Below are 22,457 nucleotides of genomic sequence, written 5' to 3'. Positions count from 1 at the left end.
TTCCTCACTTTAATTCTTCTGCTAAAACACTTATATTTTCTTCAAGATTTTCTAAATAAGTCTTGTCATTTTGTGGGTCTGCCTCTAAAGGATTCAGAGTTTTAAGACCCACACCTGTTGATTTGACAAGAGTTTCAGCTACTTTTGAAGAAGCATTACTTTCTGTAAAAATCGTTTTAACCTTATAGGTCTTAACAAATTCCTGAATTTCTGTTAGTTGTCTTGGACTTGGTTCTTGTTCAGGAGAGATACCTGCAATACCAAGTTGATTAAGTCCAAATCGCTTCGCTAAATAAGAAAAGGCTGTATGTTGTGTTACAAAGGTTTTCTGAGTCGCTTTTTCAAATTTAGGCTGGAATTTCTTAGTTAGTTCTTGAGCTTTTTTGATAAAGGCTTGCGCATTTTTCTGGTAAGTTTCTTTATGCCCACTATCCACCTCTGAAAGTTTATCAGCGATAATTTGCGCTTCTTCACCAGCTTTTTCAGGATCTAGCCAAGTGTGAGGGTCATAGAGCGTTTTTTCATCAACTCCATCCCCTGCTTCCACATCCTCTAGTCCAGGGACACGTTCCAAGGTCATTCCCTCAGAAGCCTCTAAGACCTTCACTTTGGATTTTTTTAGATTGGGATCTAAACTTCCTGCCCAAGATTCGAGCGTATGTGAATGGTAAACAAAGACGTCTGCATCATAGATGGCCGCGATGTCATTTGCCGAAGGTTCAAAGGAGTGAATTCCACTACTTGATTGAATCATTCGAACATCATTCAAGTCACCTGACACTTCCTTAACCATAGCGTAGATAGGATAAAAACTGGTCACAATCTTCATCCCTTTACCTGTCTGACTTTCCTTTTGACCACAGGCTCCTAGCAATAAAAGAAAAACACTTAACAAGACTAAAAATAAATTTTGTTTCTTCATGAACAACTCCTTAACCATTTAATTAACTAGTAAACATTCTACTCCTAAAAATTTAATCTGTCAAGATATTTTTAGAAAAAATTTGAAATTTCTTTCACATATAAAAATCTGCTGAGTTTCAACAACTCAACAGATTCTCACTTTATATACTCAATGAAAATCAAAGAGCAAATTAGGAAGCTAGCCGGTAGGTTGCTCAAAACACTGTTTTGAGGTTGTAGATAAGACTGACGAAGTCAGTCACATATATACGGCAAGGCGAAGCTGACGTGGTTTGAAGAGATTTTCGAAGAGTATTATTCTTCTATGGTAGAATGCTTATAACCATAAGTGAAGTAAATAATACTTCCTACTAACAACGCAACTAGGAAAGCAATCCAAGTTTCCACATTATACTGCAACATGAAGGATAAACAAATGATGATTGATAAAATTGGTAATAAGGGTACCAATGGTGTTTTAAATTCTCCTGCTTTGGGCATTCCTTTTTCTTTCCGTAAGCGAATCAAACCATAAGCCAGCATGATCAGGTAAGACAAGGTACAAATATTTAAGAAGGCTGCGATACTAGCTAATGGAAACATTCCTGCTGCTACTGCTGAAGCTAGACCTGTCAAGATAGTAGCATTCTTTGGTACCTTGCTAGTCTTCGTTAGTTCTTTAAAGGTGTCAGGCATCAATCCGTCACGCGCTAAACTGTAAATCATACGCGATAGGGCATAAGTCATTGAGATACAAACCGTAATCAAGGTTAAGATAGCAACTAATGACACATAGTTGGCTGCCCAACTGATCCCAACACTACGAAGGGCAAAGGCAACGGCATCGTCGACATTTAGATGACTATAGTGAACCACACCAGTCAAGACAAGCGTCACCAAGGCATAGAGAATAGTTACGATAGAAAGCGATAAGACAATCCCTCTAGGAATATTTTTTTGAGGAGTCTTGACCTCATCTACGGCCATAGAGATGGATTCAAATCCCAAAAAACCGAAGAACATCAAGGACGCACCAGCCATAATACCAGTACTAGCACCATAGATTTGTCCAAAACCATAAGGAGCAAAATTACTCCAGTTGTCAAGTTTAATATGCCAGATTCCTACTAAAATAAAGAGAGCTAAAGCGGAAAATTTCAAAATCACTAGAATAGAATTAAAGCGTAAGGCTGCTTTAGCATTAAGTAAAACAAGCGAAGTAACTAGAACCAAGACAAGAATAGGCAATAAATCAACAAATGTCCCTGCTTGAGGATTAAAGGTACCATTTAAAGCCTGAGGAAGGGCTATCCCATATTGAGAAAGCAAGCCTTTAAAATAAGCTGCCCAACCCGAAGCCACACCAGATATGGCTGTCATGAACTCCATCATAGTTAACCAACCAGCCAACCAGGCTGGGAATTCTCCTAAAATAGCATATAGATAACTGTAGGCACCACCTGTAGCAGGTACTCGTGAAGCAAATTCTGCAAAAAAGAGGGCTGATAATCCTACACACAAGGCAGAAATGACGATTGAAATCACTAGGGCTGGACCAGCAAGCGTTGCAGCTGCAGTACCTGTAATTGTAAAGACACCAGTTCCTACCATGGCTCCAATACCCAGCAAAATCAAATCCCATAACTTCAAATGCCTATGCATCTCCGTTTTATCTAAACTAACATTTTTTGTTCTAAATATATTCATCTTTGACTCCAAAATAAAATGATGATTCTATTTTACCATAAATATAGGAGATTTGTGAATATTTATAAAACAATTTTCTAAAAAAATCTGACTACCTTTTTGTAACGGCTTAAGAACCAAAACTCTTGAAGAAGTTGACAATGGCTTGCCAGAGGGAGCTTAAGAAATTACCACCTTCTTCTAGCGCCTTATCAGCATCAAAGTTAAGGTTGATATTTTTAAAACTGTCGCCAGCTTGTGATACGATACTTTGTTTAAGGGCATTTAGGGTTTTAGTGAAGTCTGCATTGCTGAGGATATCACTCTTTGAGAGGTTCAAAGCAAAATTGATGATGATATTGATTTGGTTTCCTGTTATAACCTGATCAAGTTTGTAATTTTTTAAAGTATCTTCAACAATTTTACGGACATCTTCTTCTGTCAGATTTCCCTTGCTTTCTTTAGCTTTGGCAAGTCCTGACTTAATATCGGCTAGGGCAACATTTAATTTATTAGCATCATAGCCTGACTTGTCCTTGTTTTCAGCATTGATATCAGACAAAGCCTTCAACTCTTCTTGAGCCAAGTCTTTATTGGCTTGTGGTACCTTGGCTCCATTAGCTTCTAGAGAATAGTAAATCCCGGCTAAGGCACTCTCACCTGTAACTGGAATAGGTGCTGCTACAGTGATTTTGGCATGTTCCACACCCAAGGTTACTGCTGCATTTCGGTACATATCCTGAGTTACCTTAGTGATGTTTTCTGGTGTTTCAATCTTGACCTCAAGTGGAGATTTGTCACCCATTTTTTGAATCTTGGCTGATGAATACAATTGTAAGCTAGAGTCATTGGCCACATTCATGATTTTAGAATAGACATCAGGTGTCATGGTTTTGAGTTCTTTGGTATCTGTTGAGGCATTGTAGCCAAGTTTCTTTAGGGTTTGATTTTTTTGGTCTTCAGATAGTGATGAACCTAGGACATATTCAGGTTGCACATAGGTTTCATCGATGACTTTTTGAACATCTGTTGCTGCATGGACGCTATTCATAGCTGTTACTGCCCACAAGACCGCAGCACTAGTCAGAAAGAGTTTCTTTCTCATAGGGAATTTCCTCCTTTACTTTTCTAGAGTAATATATCTATCTTAAAGAAAACTTATAAAAAAACACCTGGGCTAGCCAGATGTCGAAAAGAGAGTGAAACATTTGATGATGTAAAGGTTGAGTTGAACCTGCCTAGAATAATAATAGTTTCCTCCATTTACATAGAGTTCGGCACCGTGAAAAATGGAAATGGGGTGAATATAACTATAAGTCTTTCCAGTGGTATTGCCAAGCAAGGGAGCAACAGTCTCACGAGAGTACTGTTTGGCCAGAGCCAAGGTGTTTTCCTTGCCATTTTGGGCGATAAAATCGATATAGGCAGGTCCAAAATTATAGGCTTGAACAGCCGTCCAGACATCAACACCCTTCTTCTGAGCCAGATAGAGATTATCTGTCAGAGTTTGAACGCCTTGCCGAATGCTAGAGGCATTATCATTGATGGTGTTGGTGGAACCACTTGCAGACTCACTAGACTGCATAACATCGCCTTCTTTTCCTTTTGTTTCGGTATAAATCATAGCGAGCACAAGCTCTTCGTTTGCTGGGGTGTCTTTTTCACTCAAGATTTCTCGCACCATGGGTTGATAGGTCAGGACCTGCTTGACATCTTGGTGAACACGGTAAGCTTTATAGCCAGCAAAAAGGAAGACTGCTAGTACAAGCACTCTTCGAATTCGTTTAAACATTATTTACTTTGGATATCCTCGATATTTTTGATTAAGATAGAGTAGGTTCCATTGTCATTTTGGATAAACTCAACAGACTCGGCGTCTTGATAGACGTTATTGGGAACGATGAGCTCAATTCCATTTGACAAGGAGAGTTTTTGGTTTTCAAATTTTTTAAGCTGACGACTGGCATCAATTTCATCAAACTGAACTGGCTCTGGTACTGCTTCTTTGACTTGGTCAATAAAGCTTAATCGAGCTGTCAGATTGTTGTCAAAAAGGTCGTTGGCCAATTTTTCAGGTGACAATTCATTGTTTTCTTCTAGGTTGTTGAAAATCGCTGATTTGACCTTAGATTGAAATTGAAAGTCATCTGTATTAAATGTCTCAGCAATTCTCTGGGCTGTTTTTTCCAGTTCCTTGATGGATTTCTTGGGTGAAATCTTAGGGGCGACGGCAAGAAGATTTTCTGAAAAATAGTTCAAAAAAGCCCCGTTGTACTTGATTCGTTTTTCAATCAGATGGTACTTGCGACTTTGAAGATTAACCACCAAGGCTTCATCAGCCCCTGTTCCAAATCCAGGCAGGTTATTCTGAGTCAGCTTGATTGGATTATCAACTTCTCCTCCGAGGTGAGTCAAGGTCTCACGCAGGGCAATTCTCAAGAAAGCAAAATGTTCCACGCCTTCTTTAGAAAATTGCACAAAAATCAAGTCATTGGTCTTGAGGTTTTCAGAAATACTGAACTCTTCTTTCCAGAGATTAGCCAGTGTTACTGATGTCTCCAACAAATCGTCTGTGATATGATTGAAGAAGGGATTTTCTTGCTCGAAAATCCCAGTCTTGGCTTCATCTGAATACACACGTTCAATTTTTTTACGCAAGTATTCTTCGATTTTTGGAGTAATATTGAGAAACTTATCCGCTAGGAACAGCTCGGTATCATCCGGACTGAACTGGTGAATAATAGCTTTCTTAATATAAATGTCCATAAAAGTTTTAGTCCTCGTATAATGGGAAGGCATCTGTTAATTCTTTAACTGCACTTCTCACTTCTTCTAAGACAGCTTCATTTTCTGCATTTTTAAGGGTTTTAATGATGAGTTCAGCCACTTTGCGACTTTCTTCTTCACCAAATCCACGTGCAGTAATAGCTGCTGCTCCGATACGAATCCCACTTGTCTTGAATGGTGACAAGGTTTCGTAAGGAATTGAGTTTTTATTTAGGGTAATATTGACTTCATCCAGCAAGTTTTGAGCAACTTTTCCGTTTTCTACAACCTTAGTAACATCCACTAGGAAGAGGTGGTTTTCAGTTCCACCAGAAATGATACGGAAATCAGAATCTTGCAAGAAGACATCTGCCATAGCCTTGCTGTTCTTGATAACATTGGCAGCATATTCCTTGAAGGCTGGATCCAAAACTTCTTTGAAAGAAACAGCTTTAGCTGCCACAACATGCTCCAAAGGACCACCCTGAATACCAGGGAAAATAGCTGAATTGATTTTCTTAGCAAGTTCTTCGTCATTAGTCAAAATCAAACCACCACGAGGTCCACGAAGGGTTTTGTGAGTCGTTGTTGTCGTGATGTGAGCGTATGGCACTGGGCTAGGATGTAGACCAGCCGCAACCAAACCAGCGATATGAGCCATATCTACCATGAGCTTAGCACCAACGGCATCTGCAATTTCACGGAATTTTGAAAAGTCGATAATTTGAGAATAGGCTGAAGCACCTGCTACAATCAATTTTGGTTTTACTTCTTGGGCTTGTTTCAAGATAGCATCAAAATCCAAAAGTTCCGTTTCAGGATCCACACTATAAGAAACAAAGTTGTAGGTTTGACCAGAAAAGCTAACAGGAGCTCCGTGGGTCAAGTGTCCACCTGCTGCTAAATCCATCCCCATAACGGTATCACCTGGCTCAATTAAGGCCATGTAAGACGCACAGTTGGCTTGGCTGCCTGAGTGAGGTTGGACATTAGCGAATTTAGCGCCGAAAATTTCTTTTGCGCGTTCAATGGCTAGAGATTCTACCACATCTACTACATCCGTTCCACCATAATAACGGTGTCCTGGGTAACCCTCGGCATATTTGTTTGTCAAGATAGACCCTTGAGCTGCCATAACAGCCTTGGAAACTACGTTTTCCGAAGCAATCAACTCAATGTTGTTTTGTTGGCGTTCTTCTTCTTTAGCAATAGCATTCCAGAGATCAGCATCGTATGCTTTAAAATCATCTTTGTCAAAAATCATAGGTCTTCTCCTTTTATTGTGTGACTAGTCCATTAGTTTAATTTTCTTATTAGAAAATTAAACTAAAAGATGCGAATAAACCGTTTCTGCATTTTATCACAAGTATAACCAACTTTTTCATAAAATGCATGAGCACCCAGACGATGATCGGCAGAGTTTAAGCGGATAAACCCATAACCACGTCTTTTTGCTTCTTGATCCAACCCTTGCAGTAAGCTTTTACCAATACCTTGCCCTTGTGCTTGAGGTGAAACTGCTAAAGCTAAGATATTGAATCCTGCTTTGGAATAAAGGGATTCGTAAACCTCAGCGTGGACATAACCAAGTAAGACATGACTAGCTGCATCCTCATAGCCAAGTAGGAAATGATGTTCATCTTGAGACAGTCTAGCTAGTTGATTAGCCGTTTCCTCTGGACTAAAAGAATAGCCCAAAGCATCTTGGTTGATCTCACATATTGTTTTCACATCAGTTTCTCTTAAATTTCTTAGCATTTCATGCCTCCTCAAAAGAAATCTCTGGCAACCGAGCAAGAATATCTTCTCGCTTAATGGCCCCTTGGCGTAAGATTTTCACCTTGTCTCCCGACAAATCCAAAATCGTTGAATCCTGTCCAGTTAGAAAAGCATCGTCTTCCAGACCCAGAACCTCTTGGTCAAAATCCTCTAGAATTTGATTAAAGGTCACTCCACTTGCCTGACCTGAAATATTGGCAGACGGCCCAATCAAGGGACCTATCTCTCGAATCAAATCAAGGGTAATGGGATGACTCGGCATTCGAAATCCAACAGTTTCAAGGCCAGAATTGACCCAATAGGGGACTCTGTCATTAGCTTCGAGAATAATGGTCAAGGGACCTGGTAAAAAGGTCTCTACAAGTTTTTGAAGATAAGTTGGCTGATTCTTTGAAAAACGCAAGATATCCTCTAAAGAGGCAATATTGAGATTGAGTGCCTTGTCTCTGGGACGACGTTTAATCTGGTATACATGATTAACTGCTTTTTCGTCTAGAGCCTTGGCAAAGAGACCGTAAACTGTCTCAGTAGGTAGAACGACCGCTCCACCATTTTCCAACTCTTGTCTAATCCTGTCCATCATCAATTACAACCATCCTATCTTGACCAAACTGGTCCTTGAGCGTTCGTACTCTTTTTTCAGGAAGGTATTTCCTAAAAAGTTTAGGAACACTTTGACCTTGCTTGTATCCAATTTCAAGGTAAATCTTACCACCATCTTTGAGATAGTCTGTTGCATCTTCCGCAATTCTACGGTAAATAGCTAAGCCATTCTCGTCTGCAAAGAGAGCTAGATGAGGCTCCGAATGCAAAACATTCAAGCCGACCTCTGACTCATCTTCACGAGAGATATAGGGTGGATTGGAAACAATTATATCATATTTTTCAGAAATTTCTGTAAAACAGTCAGATTTTTTTAAAAATATTTGAAGATTTTGATTTTTAGCATTTTCCTTAGCTAAATCTAAAGCATCTTGGGAAATATCTGCTGCTGTCACTGACCAATCTGGTCTGTTTTTTGCTAGAGCGAGAGCAATAGATCCACTACCTGTTCCAATATCCAGAACTGAAAGATTCGTCTCAGGATTTTCAGCCAGGATAAGCTCAACCAACTCCTCTGTCTCTGGACGAGGAATCAAAACCCGCTCATCCACTTTTAACTGCATTCCATAAAAATCTGCCTGTCCGATGATATACTGTGCTGGTTTATGAGCTGCTAACTGTTGGAAAATTTCTTTTACAAATACTTCTTCCTCTTCCGTCACTTCCTGCTGGAGGGCAAAAACAAAGTCTGTAAACGTGAGGTCTTTCAGACTACGATAGACAAAAGAGAGGCTTTCTGCTTCCTCTCCTTTTCTTATCAACTCTTCTTCAAAATCTGAAAATAATTGAGCTAATTTCATTATTTGTTTAATTCTTCTAATTTTTGCGTTTGGTCATAGAGCACCAAGGCATCCACAACTTCATCCAACTTACCAGACAAAATGGTATCTAGTTTTTGGAGGGTCAAGCCGATACGGTGGTCTGTGACACGGTTTTGTGGGAAATTATAAGTACGGATTCGTTCTGAACGGTCCCCAGTACCGATTGTTGACTTACGCTCAGCGTCTTGTTCATCCTGAGCAATTTGTGCAAAGTGGTCAGCAACACGCGCACGGATGATTTTCATGGCTTTCTCACGGTTTTTCTGCTGGGTACGTTCTTCCTGCATCTCAACCTTGATATTGGTTGGCAAGTGAACGATACGAACCGCAGTCGCAACCTTGTTGACGTTCTGTCCACCAGCACCAGAGGCGTGATAGATGTCGACACGAAGGTCTTTTGGATCAATATCGTATTCAACTTCTTCTACTTCAGGCATAACAAGAACTGTCGCTGTCGAAGTATGAACACGGCCTTGGCTTTCTGTCACAGGGACACGCTGTACACGGTGGGCACCCGATTCATACTTGAGTTTAGAGTATACAGATTGACCTGAAACCATGGCAACGACTTCTTTAAAACCACCGACACCATTCATAGAGGATTCCATGACTTCAAAGCGCCAACCTTGGGCTTCCGCATACTTTTGATACATAGTTAGAAGGTCTCCAGCGAAAAGTGCCGCTTCGTCTCCACCAGCTGCTCCACGGATTTCAAGGATGATATTTTTGTCATCGTTTGGATCCTTTGGAAGGAGCAAGATTTTCAGTTTTTCTTCGTATTCTTCTTTTTCAGCCTTGGCATCTTTGAGTTCTTGCTTGGCCATTTCTTCCAAGTCAGCATCTCCACCTGATTCCTTAATCATTTCTTCAGCGTCAACGATGTTTTGAAGGACTTGTTTGTACTCACGGTAGGCTGTTACTGTATCACGAGTTGAAGCTTCTTCTTTTGAAAGCTCCATAAAACGTTTGGTGTCAGAGACCACATCCGGGTCACTCAGCAATTCTCCTAATTCTTCATAACGGTCTTCTACAGCTTGTAGTTGATCATAGATGTTCATTTTTCTTCATTCTCCTTATTGATTTCAGGCGCAAAATAATGTTTACGGCAAACCGAGATATAGGTTTCATTGCCACCGATTTGAATCTGCTCACCATCATAGACTGGCAGTCCATCCTGTGTACGCAAAACCATAGTTGCCTTTTTCTTACAATACTGACAGATGGTCTTGATTTCGTCAATCTTGTCTGCTAAAAGCAAGAGATATTTGGAACCTTCGAACAGTTCATTGCGAAAGTCATTTTTCAAACCAAAAGTCATGACAGGTATATCTAACTCATCAACAACACGAGCTAGGTCGTAAACATGGTAACGCTTGAGAAACTGAGCCTCATCGACCAACACACAGTAAGGTTTCTCAGGTAAATCTCGGATAAATCCAAAAATATCTGTTGACTCCTCAATTGCAATGGCAGGGCGTTTCATGCCAATACGACTCGACACATAGCCAACACCGTCACGCGTATCCAGAGCCGAGGTCATAATCACAACACCTTTTCCTTGCTCCTCATAGTTATAGGCCACCTTGAGAATCTCAATCGTCTTACCAGAGTTCATGGTCCCATAACGATAATACAACTGTGCCATGTTTCTTGCTTCACGTCCATTTCTAAATTTTTGCTACATTCTAGTATATCATAATTTTCTTAAGCTTTAAACGGCAAAATGTGGTAAAATAGAAGAAATAAAAACTAGTGGAGGAAGCTATTATGCCATTTGTACGCATCGATTTATTTGAAGGACGCACGCTCGAGCAAAAGAAGGCTCTTGCTAAGGAAGTAACGGAAGCGGTTGTCCGTAACACTGGAGCACCTCAATCTGCTGTCCATGTCATCATCAACGACATGCCAGAAGGAACTTATTTCCCACAAGGAGAAATGCGCACCAAATAAGCTAGCTTAAGCAGAATTGCTTAGGCTTTTTCAATCTCCAAGTAGCATCCATTGAAGAAATAGCCTAAATTTGTTACAATTTGAAAGGATACTTGGAAAAATTTCCAAGAAAAGAGCTATTTATTAAAGGAAACATTATGATTACACGTGAATTTGATACCATCGCTGCTATCTCTACTCCCCTAGGTGAAGGGGCTATTGGTATTGTCCGCCTGAGCGGAACAGAAAGTTTTGCTATTGCGCAAAAGATTTTTAAAGGAAAAGACTTGAGTCAGGTTGCCAGCCACACTCTCAACTACGGTCACATTGTTGATCCTCTGACTGGTAAAGTCATGGACGAGGTCATGGTGGGAGCCATGAAGTCTCCAAAAACCTTTACTCGTGAAGATATTATCGAGATTAACACCCACGGTGGGATTGCGGTGACCAATGAGATTCTCCAACTAGCGATCCGTGAAGGAGCTCGGTTGGCAGAACCTGGTGAATTTACTAAACGCGCCTTTCTAAACGGTCGTGTGGATTTGACACAGGCTGAGGCTGTGATGGACATCATCCGTGCTAAGACAGACAAGGCTATGAACATTGCAGTTAAGCAATTAGACGGTTCCCTTTCTGACCTCATTAACAATACCCGTCAAGAAATCCTCAACACACTTGCCCAAGTTGAGGTTAATATAGACTATCCTGAGTATGACGATGTTGAGGAAGCCACTACTGCTGTTGTCCGTGAGAAGACTAAGGAGTTTGAGCAATTGCTAACCAATCTCCTTAGGACAGCCCGTCGCGGTAAAATCCTTCGTGAAGGAATTTCCACTGCCATCATCGGACGCCCCAACGTTGGGAAATCTAGCCTTCTCAACAACCTCTTGCGTGAGGACAAGGCTATCGTTACAGACATTGCTGGTACTACTCGAGATGTCATCGAAGAATACGTCAACATCAATGGTGTCCCCCTTAAACTGATTGATACTGCAGGAATTCGTGAAACAGATGACCTGGTTGAACAAATCGGTGTTGAGCGTTCGAAAAAAGCCCTTAAGGAAGCTGACTTGGTACTACTTGTGTTAAATGCCAGTGAACCACTAACCGCCCAAGACCGCCAACTCCTAGAAATCAGTCAGGAGACTAATCGCATTATTCTTCTTAATAAAACCGACCTGCCTGAAACGATTGAAACTTCTGAACTTCCAGAAGATGTCATTCGCATTTCAGTCCTTAAAAACCAAAACATCGATAAGATTGAAGAGAGAATCAACAACCTCTTCTTTGAAAATGCTGGTTTGGTTGAGCAAGATGCTACCTACTTGTCTAATGCCCGTCACATTTCCTTGATTGAGAAGGCCGTTGAAAGCCTACAGGCTGTTAATGAAGGGCTGGAACTAGGTATGCCAGTTGACTTGCTTCAAGTTGACTTAACTCGTACTTGGGAAATCCTCGGAGAAATCACAGGGGATGCTGCACCAGATGAACTCATCACCCAACTCTTTAGCCAATTCTGCTTAGGAAAATAAGAAAAATCCATGATCGTTCTTGCGGTCATGGATTTTATTGTCTTATTAGTAATCTGGTCTTAAGACACCTGTTACGGTTGCTTTAGTTGCTTCGTAGTCGCCATCTACAACAACCTTGATAATGCGTTTTGCATCTTCTTCTGGTGCTGGAACTAGAGGTAATCGAGTTGGACCAGCTTCAAATCCCATATAGTTGAGAACGGCCTTGACAGGAGCAGGACTTGGATATGAGAAGAGGGCATTAACCTTAGGAATGAATTTACGTTGAATAGCTGCGGCTTTCTTCATATCGCTTTCTGCAATGGCAGTAAACATCTCGTGCATTTCATCCCCATTTGTATGTGATGCAACAGAAATAACCCCATCCGCACCAAGGTTCATGGCATGGAAAGCATCTCCATCCTCACCTGTATAAATCAAGAACTCTTCTGGCTTGTGCTCAATCAAGTAAGCCATATTAGCCAAGCTAGTACATTCTTTGACACCGATAATATTTGGATGGTCAGCCAAACGAAGCATGGTTTCTGGAGTCAATTCGACAACTACACGCCCTGGAATGTTATAGATAATAATTGGTAGGTCAGAAGCATCTGCAATGGCTTTAAAATGCTGATACATTCCTTCTTGAGAAGGTTTGTTGTAGTAAGGAACAATAGCAAGCCCAGCTGCGAAACCACCAAATTCCGCTACTTCTTTGACAAACTCGATCGAGTCACGCGTATCATTGGTACCTACACCCGCAATCAAAGGAACTCGTCCATTGACAATCTTTTGTACAGCCGCAAAGAGTTCCAACTCCTCATCGTGGGTTAAAGTTGGACTCTCAGCAGTCGTTCCAGCTAGAAGAATGCCGTCTGTATGATGGGCCAATAAATGCTCAATCAGGGCTGGAATGGCATCAAAGTTAATGGAACCATCCTCGTGAAAGGGGGTAATAAAGGCTGTGATGATTTTACACTCTTTTAAATCTTGATAAGACATGAAAACACCTCTCTATTTCAAAGAAGGAGTTCATCTGAACTCCTAAACGATATGACTATTTTAATTCAAATTTCAATTCGGCAGTTGGACGAACCAATCCACGTTCATGAAGAGTTTCAGCAATCTGAACTGAGTTCCAAGCAGCACCTTTGAGAAGGTTATCTGAAACAACCCACATGTGAATTCCTTTTTCTGCATCCAAGTCTTTACGGATACGACCAACAAAGGTATCACGTGAACCAACTGCATTGATGGCTTGAGGATAGATTTGATGAGCTACATCATCTTCAAGGACAGCGCCTGGGAAGGCTGCGATAGCTGCTTTCACTTCTTCAATTGGAGCCACTTCTTTTGTTTCGATGTAAACAGACTCAGAGTGAGCTGACAAGACTGGAATGCGCACACATGTTGCAGATACTGCAATGCTATCATCTTCCATGATTTTCTTAGTTTCCTTAGTCATCTTCATCTCTTCGTAAGTGTAATCATTGTCAGTGAAGACATCGATTTGTGGAAGAGCGTTAAAGGCGATAGGATAGTGTTTCTTGTCACCACCTGAAGGTAAGATTTCCGCATGCAAATCACGTGGTTTCACACCATCATTCAACACTTCACGAAGTTCACGTTGTGTCTCAAGAATTGCTCCCATACCAGCACCTGAAACTGCTTGGTAAGTTGAAACGATGATACGATCCAAGCCCCATTTTTGACGGACAGGTTCAAGCGCCACCATCATTTGGATTGTTGAACAGTTAGGGCAGGCAATGATCCCGTTGTGAGCATCAAGTGCGTGAGCATTGACCTCTGGAACAACCAATGGTACGTCTGGATTTTGACGGAAATAAGATGTATTATCTACTACTACCGCTCCAGCTTTCACTGCGTATGGTGCATATTTAGCTGATGTAGAACCACCTGCTGAAAAGAGAGCAATATCAACTCCCTCAAAAGCTGTTTCAGTCGTTTCTTCAATCGTAATATCTTGATCTTTAAATTTCAAAGTCTTGCCTGCTGAACGTGCAGAAGCAAGTAAACGAATTTTATCGATTGGAAGTGTTGATTCTTCCAACATTTTTATCATCTGAGCACCGACAGCACCTGTCGCGCCGACTACAGCAACTGTATATCCCATAAATAACCTCTTTCGGAATTTTCTAAAAATTTCTATAATAGATGTATTATACTACTTTTTCCATGAATTGCAAAGCTTTTTCATCATTTTTTGGAAAATAAAAATCCCCAGTCGCTAGACCAAGGACTAAGAGGCATCTTCATGTGATGAGCAGGTTCACACAACTCATCAAGGTCCGCTCCTGCGTTATGACCTCCTTATGCTCAATAGTAGTCCGAAGACTACCTATCGACTCATCGCATCTACTATTCTACTAAAGAGAATGACTTTTGTCAACAGACGAAACTCTTTATACTCTTCGAAAATCTCTTCAAACTTCGTCAGCGTCGCTTTACCGTATGTATGGTTACTGACTCTACAACCTCAAAAACATNNNNTTTTCATTGAGTATTAGTTTTATTTACACAGGTGCATAAGAAATATCTTTGAAAAATTTGGGGCAGACATAACAAAAACCCTTGTAAATCAAGGGCTTTTCTGTCTATTTAATGCTAATTGCCGGGATTGAACCGGCGACCTCATCCTTACCATGGATGCGCTCTGCCAACTGAGCTAAATCAGCTTACTTAAAAAGTATACTATAGTTAGAAAATCTTGTCAAGTTTCCTTAGACATTTTCCATAAGAAAAAGCCAGGTGAGAGCTACCTAGCTTATCTTCTTCTATTTGCTTAAATCGATTCGGCGACCAATTTTACCAATAATAATCGCTCCAATAATCAATGAAGCAAATTCACCGATCCCTGTTGTAAACCAAGTAAGGAAGAATGGTAATTCTGCTACAATATTTAACTCTGCAGCGATAGTAAACATGGAAATTGAAAAGAGGATTGAAAAAAAGAAATGATCTTTTCGAATTAATCCATTAAAGAAGTAATCTTTGCTGTATTTTGCAAAAAGCCAAACACCTAGACTGAGGAATACCAAGGTTGATCCGCCACCAACAAAGACATCTAGTAGTCCGAAGCTAAAGAAATTAGCAATCATACAACCGATAGTAACTCCGATGATGTACTTGGGATTGTAAAAAGCCATAAAGTTCATCATTTCTGAAATACGAAACTGATAAGCACCATAGCTGATGGCATTTAGGGGCGGTGTGACAGTCAAAACGACATAAATAGCAGCAACGATTGCAATATCTGCAACATCACGAATAGTTAATTTTTTCATTTTTTCTCCTTTGGCGGTTATCCGCGTGTAATATGCTTGGTGAAAGAAGCTAAGCACCAAGGGTTGCTTTATTCAACCTTACTAGTATAGCACAATAGCCTGCTTTATGCTATACTTAAAGCATGAAAAAACCTATTCAAAAATTTTTTAACAATGAAATCTTAGCCTATCTCTTTTTTGGCCTTGCAACAACTCTAGTTTCGATTCTCTCACGACTAGTCATTTATCAACTAAGTCATCAGGAACTCCTTGCTACTGCTCTAGCAAATATTATTGGTATCCTCTTTGCCTTTATCACAAATGATACGATTGTATTTAAGCAAGCAAGGAAGAATCGACTTATTCGTTTAGTGAAATTTTTTCTTGCCCGCCTTTCTACTTTTCTGTTAGATTTGCTCTTTACTTTTCTGTTTGTGACTCAATTCCCTCATATCATAGGGCAATTCGTAAATGAAAACATTGATAAGATAAATGCTATTGAAACAATAATTGCACAAATACTCATTATTATCATCAATTATATCTTGAGCAAGGTCTATATTTTTAGAAAATAATGTTCCATTTATGAGCCTTTTAATTGCCTTCTATAATGATTTAGGATACAATGAAACACGAAACGTTGAAAGGAAAACAGTATGTTAAAAAATCTAAAATCATTCTTGCTTCGAGGAAATGTTATTGACCTTGCTGTCGGTGTTGTCATTGCCTCTGCTTTTGGTGCTATCGTTACTTCACTTGTAAACGACATTATCACTCCTCTTATTTTAAATCCAGCTTTGAAAGCTGCTAAAGTCGAACGTATCGCTCAACTTTCTTGGCATGGAGTCGGCTATGGTAACTTTTTAAGTGCTATTATCAATTTTATCTTTGTGGGTACCGCCCTCTTCTTTATTATCAAGGGTATTGAAAAAGCACAGAAACTGACTGGCATAAAGGAAGAAAAAACTGACGAAAAAAAACCAACCGAATTGGAAGTCCTTCAAGAAATCAAAGCTCTTCTTGAGAAAAAATAATCGTTTAAAAGGATCTAGCACAAAGCTAAATCCTTTTTTCTTTACTCTTTGGGTAACTTGCCTGCTTTTTCTAGCATCTTCTTGATAAGATAAGGCATCTTGACATTCTCCCGACCTTTTTTCTCAATTAGTTTTTTCACAAATTCAGGCATTTGTAAATCTTGAGATTCAGCCAAAATATTTTTCGTCTCATCTGAAGGAACTAACTCATCAAAGGTTTCTTCTTCTGGAAGAAATTCCTTAAACTCTTGATGTTCATTGGCTCTGACTGTATTAATCAAGGCAGCAATTAAGCGAGAATCCGTATTTGGCATTGGTGGACGATGGTAGTTTACACCCAATTCCTGACATAACTCATAACATTCCACATCATTATCAAACAAGACCTCAATATGCTCACTAATGAAGCTGATAGGAACAAAAATATAATGGTCTGGATGTTCTGTCTGTTCTCTGAGATACTCCAAAACATCTGGCTTAATCCATGGAATACCGATATCACTTTCACTCTGCCAAGTGTTGGTATATTGTTCGGAACTCAAACCTAGTTTTTCAGCGACTAACTTGCTATTTTCAAAAATTTGATCGATATAGGGATCACCAAAATCCAAGGCAAAAATGGGCACACTGTGGGCTGAAAAGATGACTTTAAAGCTATCCTGCTTTACTTCTTCTTTTAAAATCTTAGCAATTTCATCTGCCCAATAGTTTAAGAGCTCTTCTTCCTGATACCAGTCCTTAATGACCAAAAATTGAATTTGCTTGCTTTCTAAAAATTTCTCATAGCCCATGACAGAGTAAAAAGAATAATGAGGCTCCAAAATCAAGCAAATACACTGTTCAATGCCGTCTGCTTCCATCTGACCAATCACATCTGGGATAAAGGGTTTGGAAAATTTATTGGCAAAATAGACACTATATTCATTTCCCAGTCTAGCTTCTACCAAGGCAACCTCTTCACGGGTAATTCTTTGCAGAGGCGTGCCTCCAATTCGTACATAATTATCATAGAGAGTTTGAATCTCGTGGTCTTGAGGTCTCACTCCGCGACGAATATTTGTGAAAAAATCAGCCACACCTTCAAAGGTAATCTCTTCTGGCGAACCGAATGTCATCATTAAAATTGCTTTTTTCATAACTGCTTCCTTGTGATATTTTTATCAAGTTTATTTTATCATTTATCCATTAATAAGTAAACGCCAACATAGCGAATTTCCCGAACTTCTGTCTTTTGTTTTTCTTTTCTTTCTATGATACAATGGAAAAAATGAATTCAAAAGGAGTTTTTTATGACTTACCCCAATCTCTTGGACCGCTTCTTAACCTACGTTAAGGTCAACACACGCTCTGATGAACACTCTACTACTACTCCAAGTACACAGAGTCAGGTTGACTTCGCAACCAATGTCCTGATCCCTGAAATGAAACGTGTTGGACTGCAAAACGTCTACTACCTTCCAAATGGTTTTGCGATTGGTACCTTGCCAGCCAATGATCCATCTTTAACACGTAAAATTGGCTTCATCTCCCACATGGATACTGCTGATTTTAATGCCGAAGGAGTTAATCCTCAGGTAATTGAAAACTACGATGGTGGTGTGATTGAACTAGGGAATTCTGGTTTCAAACTCGATCCAGCTGACTTTAAGAGTCTTGAGAAATATCCAGGACAAACGCTCATCACAACCGATGGAACAACCTTACTAGGTGCTGATGACAAGTCAGGAATTGCTGAAATTATGACTGCTATTGAATATCTGACTGCCCACCCTGAAATCAAGCACTGTGAGATTCGTGTTGGTTTTGGTCCAGATGAGGAAATCGGTGTTGGTGCCAATAAATTTGATGCAGAAGATTTTGATGTGGATTTTGCCTACACTGTTGATGGTGGTCCATTAGGTGAGCTTCAGTACGAGACCTTTTCAGCAGCGGGTGCTGAATTGCATTTCCAAGGACGCAATGTCCACCCTGGTACTGCCAAAGGTCAGATGGTCAACGCCCTTCAGTTAGCAATTGATTTTCATAATCAACTTCCAGAGAATGACCGACCTGAGTTAACGGATGGTTACCAAGGTTTTTACCATCTAATGGATGTGACAGGTAGTGTCGAAGAGGCGCGTGCAAGCTACATCATTCGCGATTTTGAAAAAGATGCCTTTGAAGCTCGTAAAGCAGCAATGCAGTCTATCGCTGATAAGATGAATCAAGAACTTGGTAGCGACCGTGTCACTCTCAACTTGACAGACCAGTACTACAATATGAAAGAAGTCATTGAAAAAGATATGACTCCAATTACCATTGCTAAAGCCGTTATGGAAGATTTGGGGATCACTCCTATAATCGAACCAATCCGTGGAGGGACAGACGGCTCTAAGATTTCCTTTATGGGAATCCCAACCCCTAATATCTTTGCTGGTGGCGAGAATATGCACGGACGTTTTGAATACGTTAGCCTTCAGACTATGGAACGTGCAGTTGATACCATCATTGGTATCGTAGCTTATAAAGACTAAAAATGGGCTGGGCAAAAACTCAATTTTAAGAGAAAATGAAGTAAATCTTCACACAATAAAACGCATAGTATCATTTTCGGCTCCTGATACTGTGCGTTTTTTGATTATAAATGCGAATTATTTAGTGGCGCTTCTCTTTATTGATGAACAGCTTGGGCTGCTGTGATAAGGGTCAACTTATAAACATCATCTGCATTACATCCACGAGAAAGGTCGTTAACTGGCTTGTTCAAACCTTGTAGAACAGGTCCAACAGCCGCAAAACCACCAAGACGTTCTGCCATCTTGTATCCGATATTTCCTGCCTCGATACCTGGGAAGATGAAGACATTTGCTTGACCAGCTACTGTACTTCCAGGAGCTTTCAAAGCTGCAGTTTCTGGAACAAAGGCCGCATCAAATTGCAACTCACCATCGATTTCAAGATCAGGACGCAAGTCGTGAGCAATTTTAGTAGCTTCCACAACCTTATCAACGCTTTCACCAAACCCTGAACCTTTAGTAGAATAGCTTAGCATAGCAATTTTAGGCTCGATACCAAACATCTTAGCTGTGATTGCTGAGTTGATGGCAATTTCAGCCAAGGCTTCTGCATCTGGATTGATATTGATAGCACAGTCTCCAAATAGGTAACGTTCCGTACCACGAACCATGAGGAAGGCTCCTGAAGTACGAGTCACATTTGGACGAGTTTTGATGATTTGTAGGGCTGGGCGAACTGTTGAAGCTGTTGAGTGAATCGCACCTGATACCATTCCATCAACCAAGTCCAAGTAAACCAACATAACACCAAAGTAGTTGACATCTTCAACCAAAACCTTGCGTGCATCTTCTTCAGATATTTTGCCCTTGCGACGCTCTACCAAGGCAGCAACCATTTCTTCAAATTGAGGATAATGTTGAGGGTCAATGACTTCATAACCATCCATGATCCCTTCAATTTCAAGATAAATTTTAATTTTTTCAGGATTTCCAAGCAAAACAGGAATCACTTCTGTTTCTTTTACCAGGCGTTTAGTTGCTTGAAGAATACGAGGTTCTTCCCCTTCAGGGAGAACGATACGAGCATTTTTACCAACCAGGTTGGATTTGAGACTTTCAAAAACTTCCATGAGTTTTCTCCTTTAAGATAATAATTATACTCTGAATCAGTTTTTATAGAGTATTAGTTGATAACTGGGTAATAAGGTTGCTGAAATCATCCGGCAAGGGACTTTCTAACTGCAAGTCTTGCTCTAAAAACGGATGATAAAAGGATAGGTAATGGCAATGCAGGGCCTGACGTTGGATGCCGTCGTCCAGACTACCACCGTATAAATCATCTCCCAACAAAGGAAAACCAATATGAGAAAAGTGGACTCGAATTTGGTGGGTTCGACCAGTATGCAGGCGAATATCAACCAAGTGAATACTTCCATAAGAAGCTACAATCTTGTAGGATGTATGGGCATACTTTCCACCTTTAGCCACTCGTCTAGTGATAATGGAGTCTTCATCACGCGCAATCGGAGCAATAATTTCTCCTTCCGACTCCAAATGTCCATCCCCCTTAACCAAAGCAAAGTAGCGTTTTTCAATGGACTTCTTCTGCAACTGCTTGTCTAATCGTGCGTGGGCATATCCGTGCTTGGCAAAGAGCATCAAGCCAGAAGTGTCCCTATCAAGCCTAGTTACAATGTGAACCTGCTGATTTTCGTAATTTTGCTTGACATAGTAACCCTTGATAAAATTAGCAATGGTATTGGAGTGATTGACACTAGGAATAGAAGCCACTCCATAGGGTTTATTCAAGACTAGAAAATGGTCATCCTCATAGAGAATGTCTAATGGTCTCTCGATAGCTTCGAGAGTTTCAAAACCTTCCTCAGCGGGAATATCAATGGTAACTCGGTCTCCAATATCCAATAGATAGGTTGCATTTTGCGGTTGGTCATTGACCAGAATAGCTCCGCCTCGAAACTTAATCTTAGCCAGCAGCCCCTTAGAAACCTCGTGCTTTTTTAAGAAGGTCTTAACCTTGACATGCTCATCTGCGATAAATTCAAACCTCATTCGTCCACCTCGCCGATGAAAGCATCCTTAACACGATTCCAGAAACTGGTATGGCTCGGCGATGCGACAAAGTGAATCTTATGATGGTCGATTTGATACTCAATTCGCTCAATATTGCGGAAGGAATAAACGCTATTGTCAACCGAAATGGTATGGTAATCGTTTCTCGTTGGAATGAGTTCAATCTTATCCTTCTTAGGAACAATAATAGATGAACCCAGCGTTCGATAAACACGATTGTTAAGGCTGGCAATTTCTGTCAACTGCAGAGCTTCAATGGTAGGGTGTAAAACAGCTCCGCCGAGCGACTTGTTATAGGCTGTACTACCAGTCGGTGTCGAAACTGTTAGCCCGTCTCCACGAAAACGTTCAAAGGGAACACCATTGATGACAATATCTGCTACCATTGTTCGATCCGACCTTCGGATACTAGCTTCATTTAGTGCTCTAAAAATCTTCACTTCACCATTTCCAAGAAAGACCTTCACATTTAGAACAGGGTAAGAGACTCTTGCTCCTGTATCTAGCTGCAAATTAGTCACTAGCTTGTCCAACTCAAAATCACGGTAGTCCGTATAGAAGCCCAAATGTCCAGTGTGAACACCGATAAAGCGTACCTTGTCAAGCTGATTTTCGTACTTATGAAAGGCCGACAAGAGCATGCCATCCCCACCAATGGAAATAACGATATCTGGATTGGTATCATTGAGTATAAACTGATTTCTCTTCAAACGATCTCGCAATTCATACAAAACCCTTTGACTCTGTGGTTTTCTATTGGCTATCAGGTCAATTCGTTTACCTGTATTCTTCATCTGTATCGTCACTGTTTCCTACACCATCATTTAATTTTCTACTCAAAGGATCAAAAAGTGCCTGGGCTTCTTGGATATCATCACGAATTTTACCCATTTCTTCATCCAACTGATGGGCAATTTTGGCAGTAATTTCCAGTCTCTTTTTAATTTCCTCTGGGAAAGCCCCTTGGTACTTGTAGTTGAGAGAATGTTCTATCGTTGCCCAGAAATTCATGGCCAAGGTACGTATTTGAATTTCCGCCAATATGGTCTTAGCACCATTGATAGTGTCAACCATATATTCTACTACCACATGATAGGAACGGTAGCCTGAAGCCTTTCGATGAGTAATGTAATCTCGCTCTTGTACGATCCGCATATCCTGACGCTTGCGCAAAATAGCCACAACTTCTTGGACGTCATCTACAAACTGGACCATCACACGCAAACCAGCAATATCCTGTAAATCGTGTTCTAAGGTCGCATAAGTAATACCACGTCGAGCCATTTTTTCCTTGATACTTTCAATTGGCTTGACTCGACCAGTCACAAACTCAATCGGAGAATGCTTATTTTGCTTGCGATATTGCTTCCGAATACCACGTAGTTTAATCTTTAACTCACCAACAGCTTGAATGTAAGGATCTAGAAATTCTTCCCATTCTAAGGTCATATATTCTCCCTTGTTCTCATATTATCCTTCAAAAATATCTTTGATTTTTTCTCCAGATTCATATACAATAAATACAATGCTTATTATACCATAAATCCGCTTTCAA

24 protein-coding genes, 1 tRNA gene and 1 riboswitch are annotated in these 22,457 nt (G+C 40.3%); of the genes, 5 read left to right on the top strand and 20 right to left on the bottom strand.

Annotation, left to right across the window (positions count from 1 at the left end):
- Nucleotides 1-4: 4 nt before the first annotated feature.
- The 11 genes from adcAII to HT685_RS00485 all read right to left on the bottom strand — a co-directional run bounded on the left by adcAII (nucleotide 5) and on the right by HT685_RS00485 (nucleotide 10,203).
- Nucleotides 5-922: a zinc-binding lipoprotein AdcAII gene (adcAII, locus tag HT685_RS00535; protein WP_173225909.1), complete on the bottom strand. Its 918-nt coding sequence runs from the start codon at nucleotides 920-922 to the stop codon at nucleotides 5-7.
- 296 nt (nucleotides 923-1,218) lie between these two features.
- A complete protein-coding gene (locus HT685_RS00530) occupies nucleotides 1,219-2,610 on the bottom strand; it encodes an amino acid permease (RefSeq protein WP_049524102.1) in 1,392 nt (463 codons plus the stop codon).
- 109 nt (nucleotides 2,611-2,719) lie between these two features.
- Nucleotides 2,720-3,694 (bottom strand): DUF1002 domain-containing protein, encoded by a 975-nt coding sequence (locus tag HT685_RS00525; protein WP_049524101.1) that lies wholly within the window; start codon nucleotides 3,692-3,694, stop codon nucleotides 2,720-2,722.
- 72 nt (nucleotides 3,695-3,766) lie between these two features.
- Entirely contained in the window at nucleotides 3,767-4,381 is a 615-nt protein-coding gene (pmp23, locus tag HT685_RS00520) for a cell wall hydrolase Pmp23 (RefSeq protein WP_173225907.1), read from the bottom strand.
- Nucleotides 4,381-5,355, bottom strand: coding sequence for a nucleoid-associated protein (locus HT685_RS00515; RefSeq protein ID WP_173225905.1), 975 nt, complete (start codon nucleotides 5,353-5,355; stop codon nucleotides 4,381-4,383). Before HT685_RS00515 ends, pmp23 begins: the two co-directional genes overlap by 1 nt.
- Nucleotides 5,356-5,362: 7 nt before the next feature.
- A complete protein-coding gene (gene glyA / locus HT685_RS00510) occupies nucleotides 5,363-6,619 on the bottom strand; it encodes a serine hydroxymethyltransferase (protein ID WP_173225903.1) in 1,257 nt (418 codons plus the stop codon).
- Nucleotides 6,620-6,681: 62 nt separating this feature from the next.
- A complete protein-coding gene (locus HT685_RS00505) occupies nucleotides 6,682-7,113 on the bottom strand; it encodes a GNAT family N-acetyltransferase (protein WP_173225902.1) in 432 nt (143 codons plus the stop codon).
- Between the two features lies 1 nt (nucleotide 7,114).
- Entirely contained in the window at nucleotides 7,115-7,717 is a 603-nt protein-coding gene (locus HT685_RS00500) for an L-threonylcarbamoyladenylate synthase (protein ID WP_173225900.1), read from the bottom strand.
- On the bottom strand, nucleotides 7,701-8,537 hold the full coding sequence (prmC, locus tag HT685_RS00495) for a peptide chain release factor N(5)-glutamine methyltransferase (protein ID WP_173225898.1): 837 nt from the start codon (nucleotides 8,535-8,537) through the stop codon (nucleotides 7,701-7,703). The genes HT685_RS00500 and prmC overlap by 17 nt, the downstream gene beginning before the upstream one ends.
- Nucleotides 8,537-9,616: a peptide chain release factor 1 gene (gene prfA / locus HT685_RS00490; protein ID WP_173225896.1), complete on the bottom strand. Its 1,080-nt coding sequence runs from the start codon at nucleotides 9,614-9,616 to the stop codon at nucleotides 8,537-8,539. Before prfA ends, prmC begins: the two co-directional genes overlap by 1 nt.
- Complete coding sequence (locus tag HT685_RS00485) at nucleotides 9,613-10,203, bottom strand: thymidine kinase (RefSeq protein ID WP_173225894.1); 591 nt, start codon at nucleotides 10,201-10,203, stop codon at nucleotides 9,613-9,615. Before HT685_RS00485 ends, prfA begins: the two co-directional genes overlap by 4 nt.
- Nucleotides 10,204-10,325: 122 nt before the next feature.
- On the opposite strand from HT685_RS00485, the gene HT685_RS00480 reads away from it, so the two are divergent.
- The gene (locus HT685_RS00480) at nucleotides 10,326-10,508 is read left to right on the top strand and encodes a 4-oxalocrotonate tautomerase (RefSeq protein WP_001117401.1); all 183 of its coding nucleotides are present in this window, start codon (nucleotides 10,326-10,328) and stop codon (nucleotides 10,506-10,508) included.
- A gap of 137 nt (nucleotides 10,509-10,645) precedes the next feature.
- Complete coding sequence (mnmE, locus tag HT685_RS00475) at nucleotides 10,646-12,019, top strand: tRNA uridine-5-carboxymethylaminomethyl(34) synthesis GTPase MnmE (protein ID WP_173225892.1); 1,374 nt, start codon at nucleotides 10,646-10,648, stop codon at nucleotides 12,017-12,019.
- Nucleotides 12,020-12,064: 45 nt separating this feature from the next.
- Here mnmE and dapA read toward each other — a convergent pair whose 3' ends face one another.
- From dapA to HT685_RS00455, 4 genes are all read right to left on the bottom strand, one after another.
- Nucleotides 12,065-13,000, bottom strand: a complete 936-nt coding sequence (dapA, locus tag HT685_RS00470) for a 4-hydroxy-tetrahydrodipicolinate synthase (protein ID WP_000121606.1) — start codon at nucleotides 12,998-13,000, stop codon at nucleotides 12,065-12,067.
- 55 nt (nucleotides 13,001-13,055) lie between these two features.
- Nucleotides 13,056-14,132 carry an aspartate-semialdehyde dehydrogenase gene (locus HT685_RS00465; protein ID WP_000542462.1) on the bottom strand — a complete coding sequence of 359 codons (1,077 nt, stop codon included), beginning with the start codon at nucleotides 14,130-14,132 and terminating at the stop codon, nucleotides 13,056-13,058.
- A 489-nt stretch (nucleotides 14,133-14,621) separates the two neighbouring features.
- Nucleotides 14,622-14,694 (bottom strand) — tRNA-Thr (locus HT685_RS00460).
- 99 nt (nucleotides 14,695-14,793) lie between these two features.
- Entirely contained in the window at nucleotides 14,794-15,303 is a 510-nt protein-coding gene (locus tag HT685_RS00455; RefSeq protein WP_173225888.1) for a QueT transporter family protein, read from the bottom strand.
- A riboswitch (PreQ1 riboswitch) is annotated at nucleotides 15,301-15,397 on the bottom strand. It overlaps the preceding gene by 3 nt.
- Before the next feature lie 28 nt (nucleotides 15,398-15,425).
- Here HT685_RS00455 and HT685_RS00450 point away from each other — a divergent pair.
- Together HT685_RS00450 and mscL are read left to right on the top strand one after the other, a co-directional pair.
- Nucleotides 15,426-15,857 (top strand): GtrA family protein, encoded by a 432-nt coding sequence (locus tag HT685_RS00450; protein WP_173225886.1) that lies wholly within the window; start codon nucleotides 15,426-15,428, stop codon nucleotides 15,855-15,857.
- Nucleotides 15,858-15,938: 81 nt separating this feature from the next.
- On the top strand, nucleotides 15,939-16,316 hold the full coding sequence (mscL, locus tag HT685_RS00445) for a large conductance mechanosensitive channel protein MscL (RefSeq protein ID WP_000916792.1): 378 nt from the start codon (nucleotides 15,939-15,941) through the stop codon (nucleotides 16,314-16,316).
- Nucleotides 16,317-16,357: 41 nt separating this feature from the next.
- On the opposite strand, the gene hemH is transcribed toward mscL, so the two are convergent.
- Entirely contained in the window at nucleotides 16,358-17,452 is a 1,095-nt protein-coding gene (hemH, locus tag HT685_RS00440; RefSeq protein WP_173212363.1) for a ferrochelatase, read from the bottom strand.
- A 153-nt stretch (nucleotides 17,453-17,605) separates the two neighbouring features.
- On the opposite strand from hemH, the gene pepT reads away from it, so the two are divergent.
- The gene (gene pepT, locus HT685_RS00435) at nucleotides 17,606-18,829 is read left to right on the top strand and encodes a peptidase T (protein WP_173225884.1); all 1,224 of its coding nucleotides are present in this window, start codon (nucleotides 17,606-17,608) and stop codon (nucleotides 18,827-18,829) included.
- A 137-nt stretch (nucleotides 18,830-18,966) separates the two neighbouring features.
- Here pepT and pta read toward each other — a convergent pair whose 3' ends face one another.
- From pta to HT685_RS00415, 4 genes are read right to left on the bottom strand one after another with little or no spacing between them, the layout of a single operon-like run.
- Nucleotides 18,967-19,941: a phosphate acetyltransferase gene (gene pta / locus HT685_RS00430; protein WP_173225883.1), complete on the bottom strand. Its 975-nt coding sequence runs from the start codon at nucleotides 19,939-19,941 to the stop codon at nucleotides 18,967-18,969.
- Between the two features lie 43 nt (nucleotides 19,942-19,984).
- Nucleotides 19,985-20,881 carry an RluA family pseudouridine synthase gene (locus HT685_RS00425; RefSeq protein WP_173225881.1) on the bottom strand — a complete coding sequence of 299 codons (897 nt, stop codon included), beginning with the start codon at nucleotides 20,879-20,881 and terminating at the stop codon, nucleotides 19,985-19,987.
- Entirely contained in the window at nucleotides 20,878-21,696 is an 819-nt protein-coding gene (locus tag HT685_RS00420) for an NAD kinase (protein ID WP_033677288.1), read from the bottom strand. Before HT685_RS00420 ends, HT685_RS00425 begins: the two co-directional genes overlap by 4 nt.
- Nucleotides 21,680-22,351: a GTP pyrophosphokinase family protein gene (locus HT685_RS00415; RefSeq protein ID WP_173225879.1), complete on the bottom strand. Its 672-nt coding sequence runs from the start codon at nucleotides 22,349-22,351 to the stop codon at nucleotides 21,680-21,682. The genes HT685_RS00420 and HT685_RS00415 overlap by 17 nt, the downstream gene beginning before the upstream one ends.
- Nucleotides 22,352-22,457: the final 106 nt, after the last annotated feature.

Source organism: Streptococcus sp. 5004, assembly GCF_013276755.1.
Taxonomy (GTDB): domain Bacteria; phylum Bacillota; class Bacilli; order Lactobacillales; family Streptococcaceae; genus Streptococcus.
The sequence above is the reverse complement of the archived record's forward strand: the minus strand, read 5'-3'. Positions and strand labels throughout refer to the sequence as shown.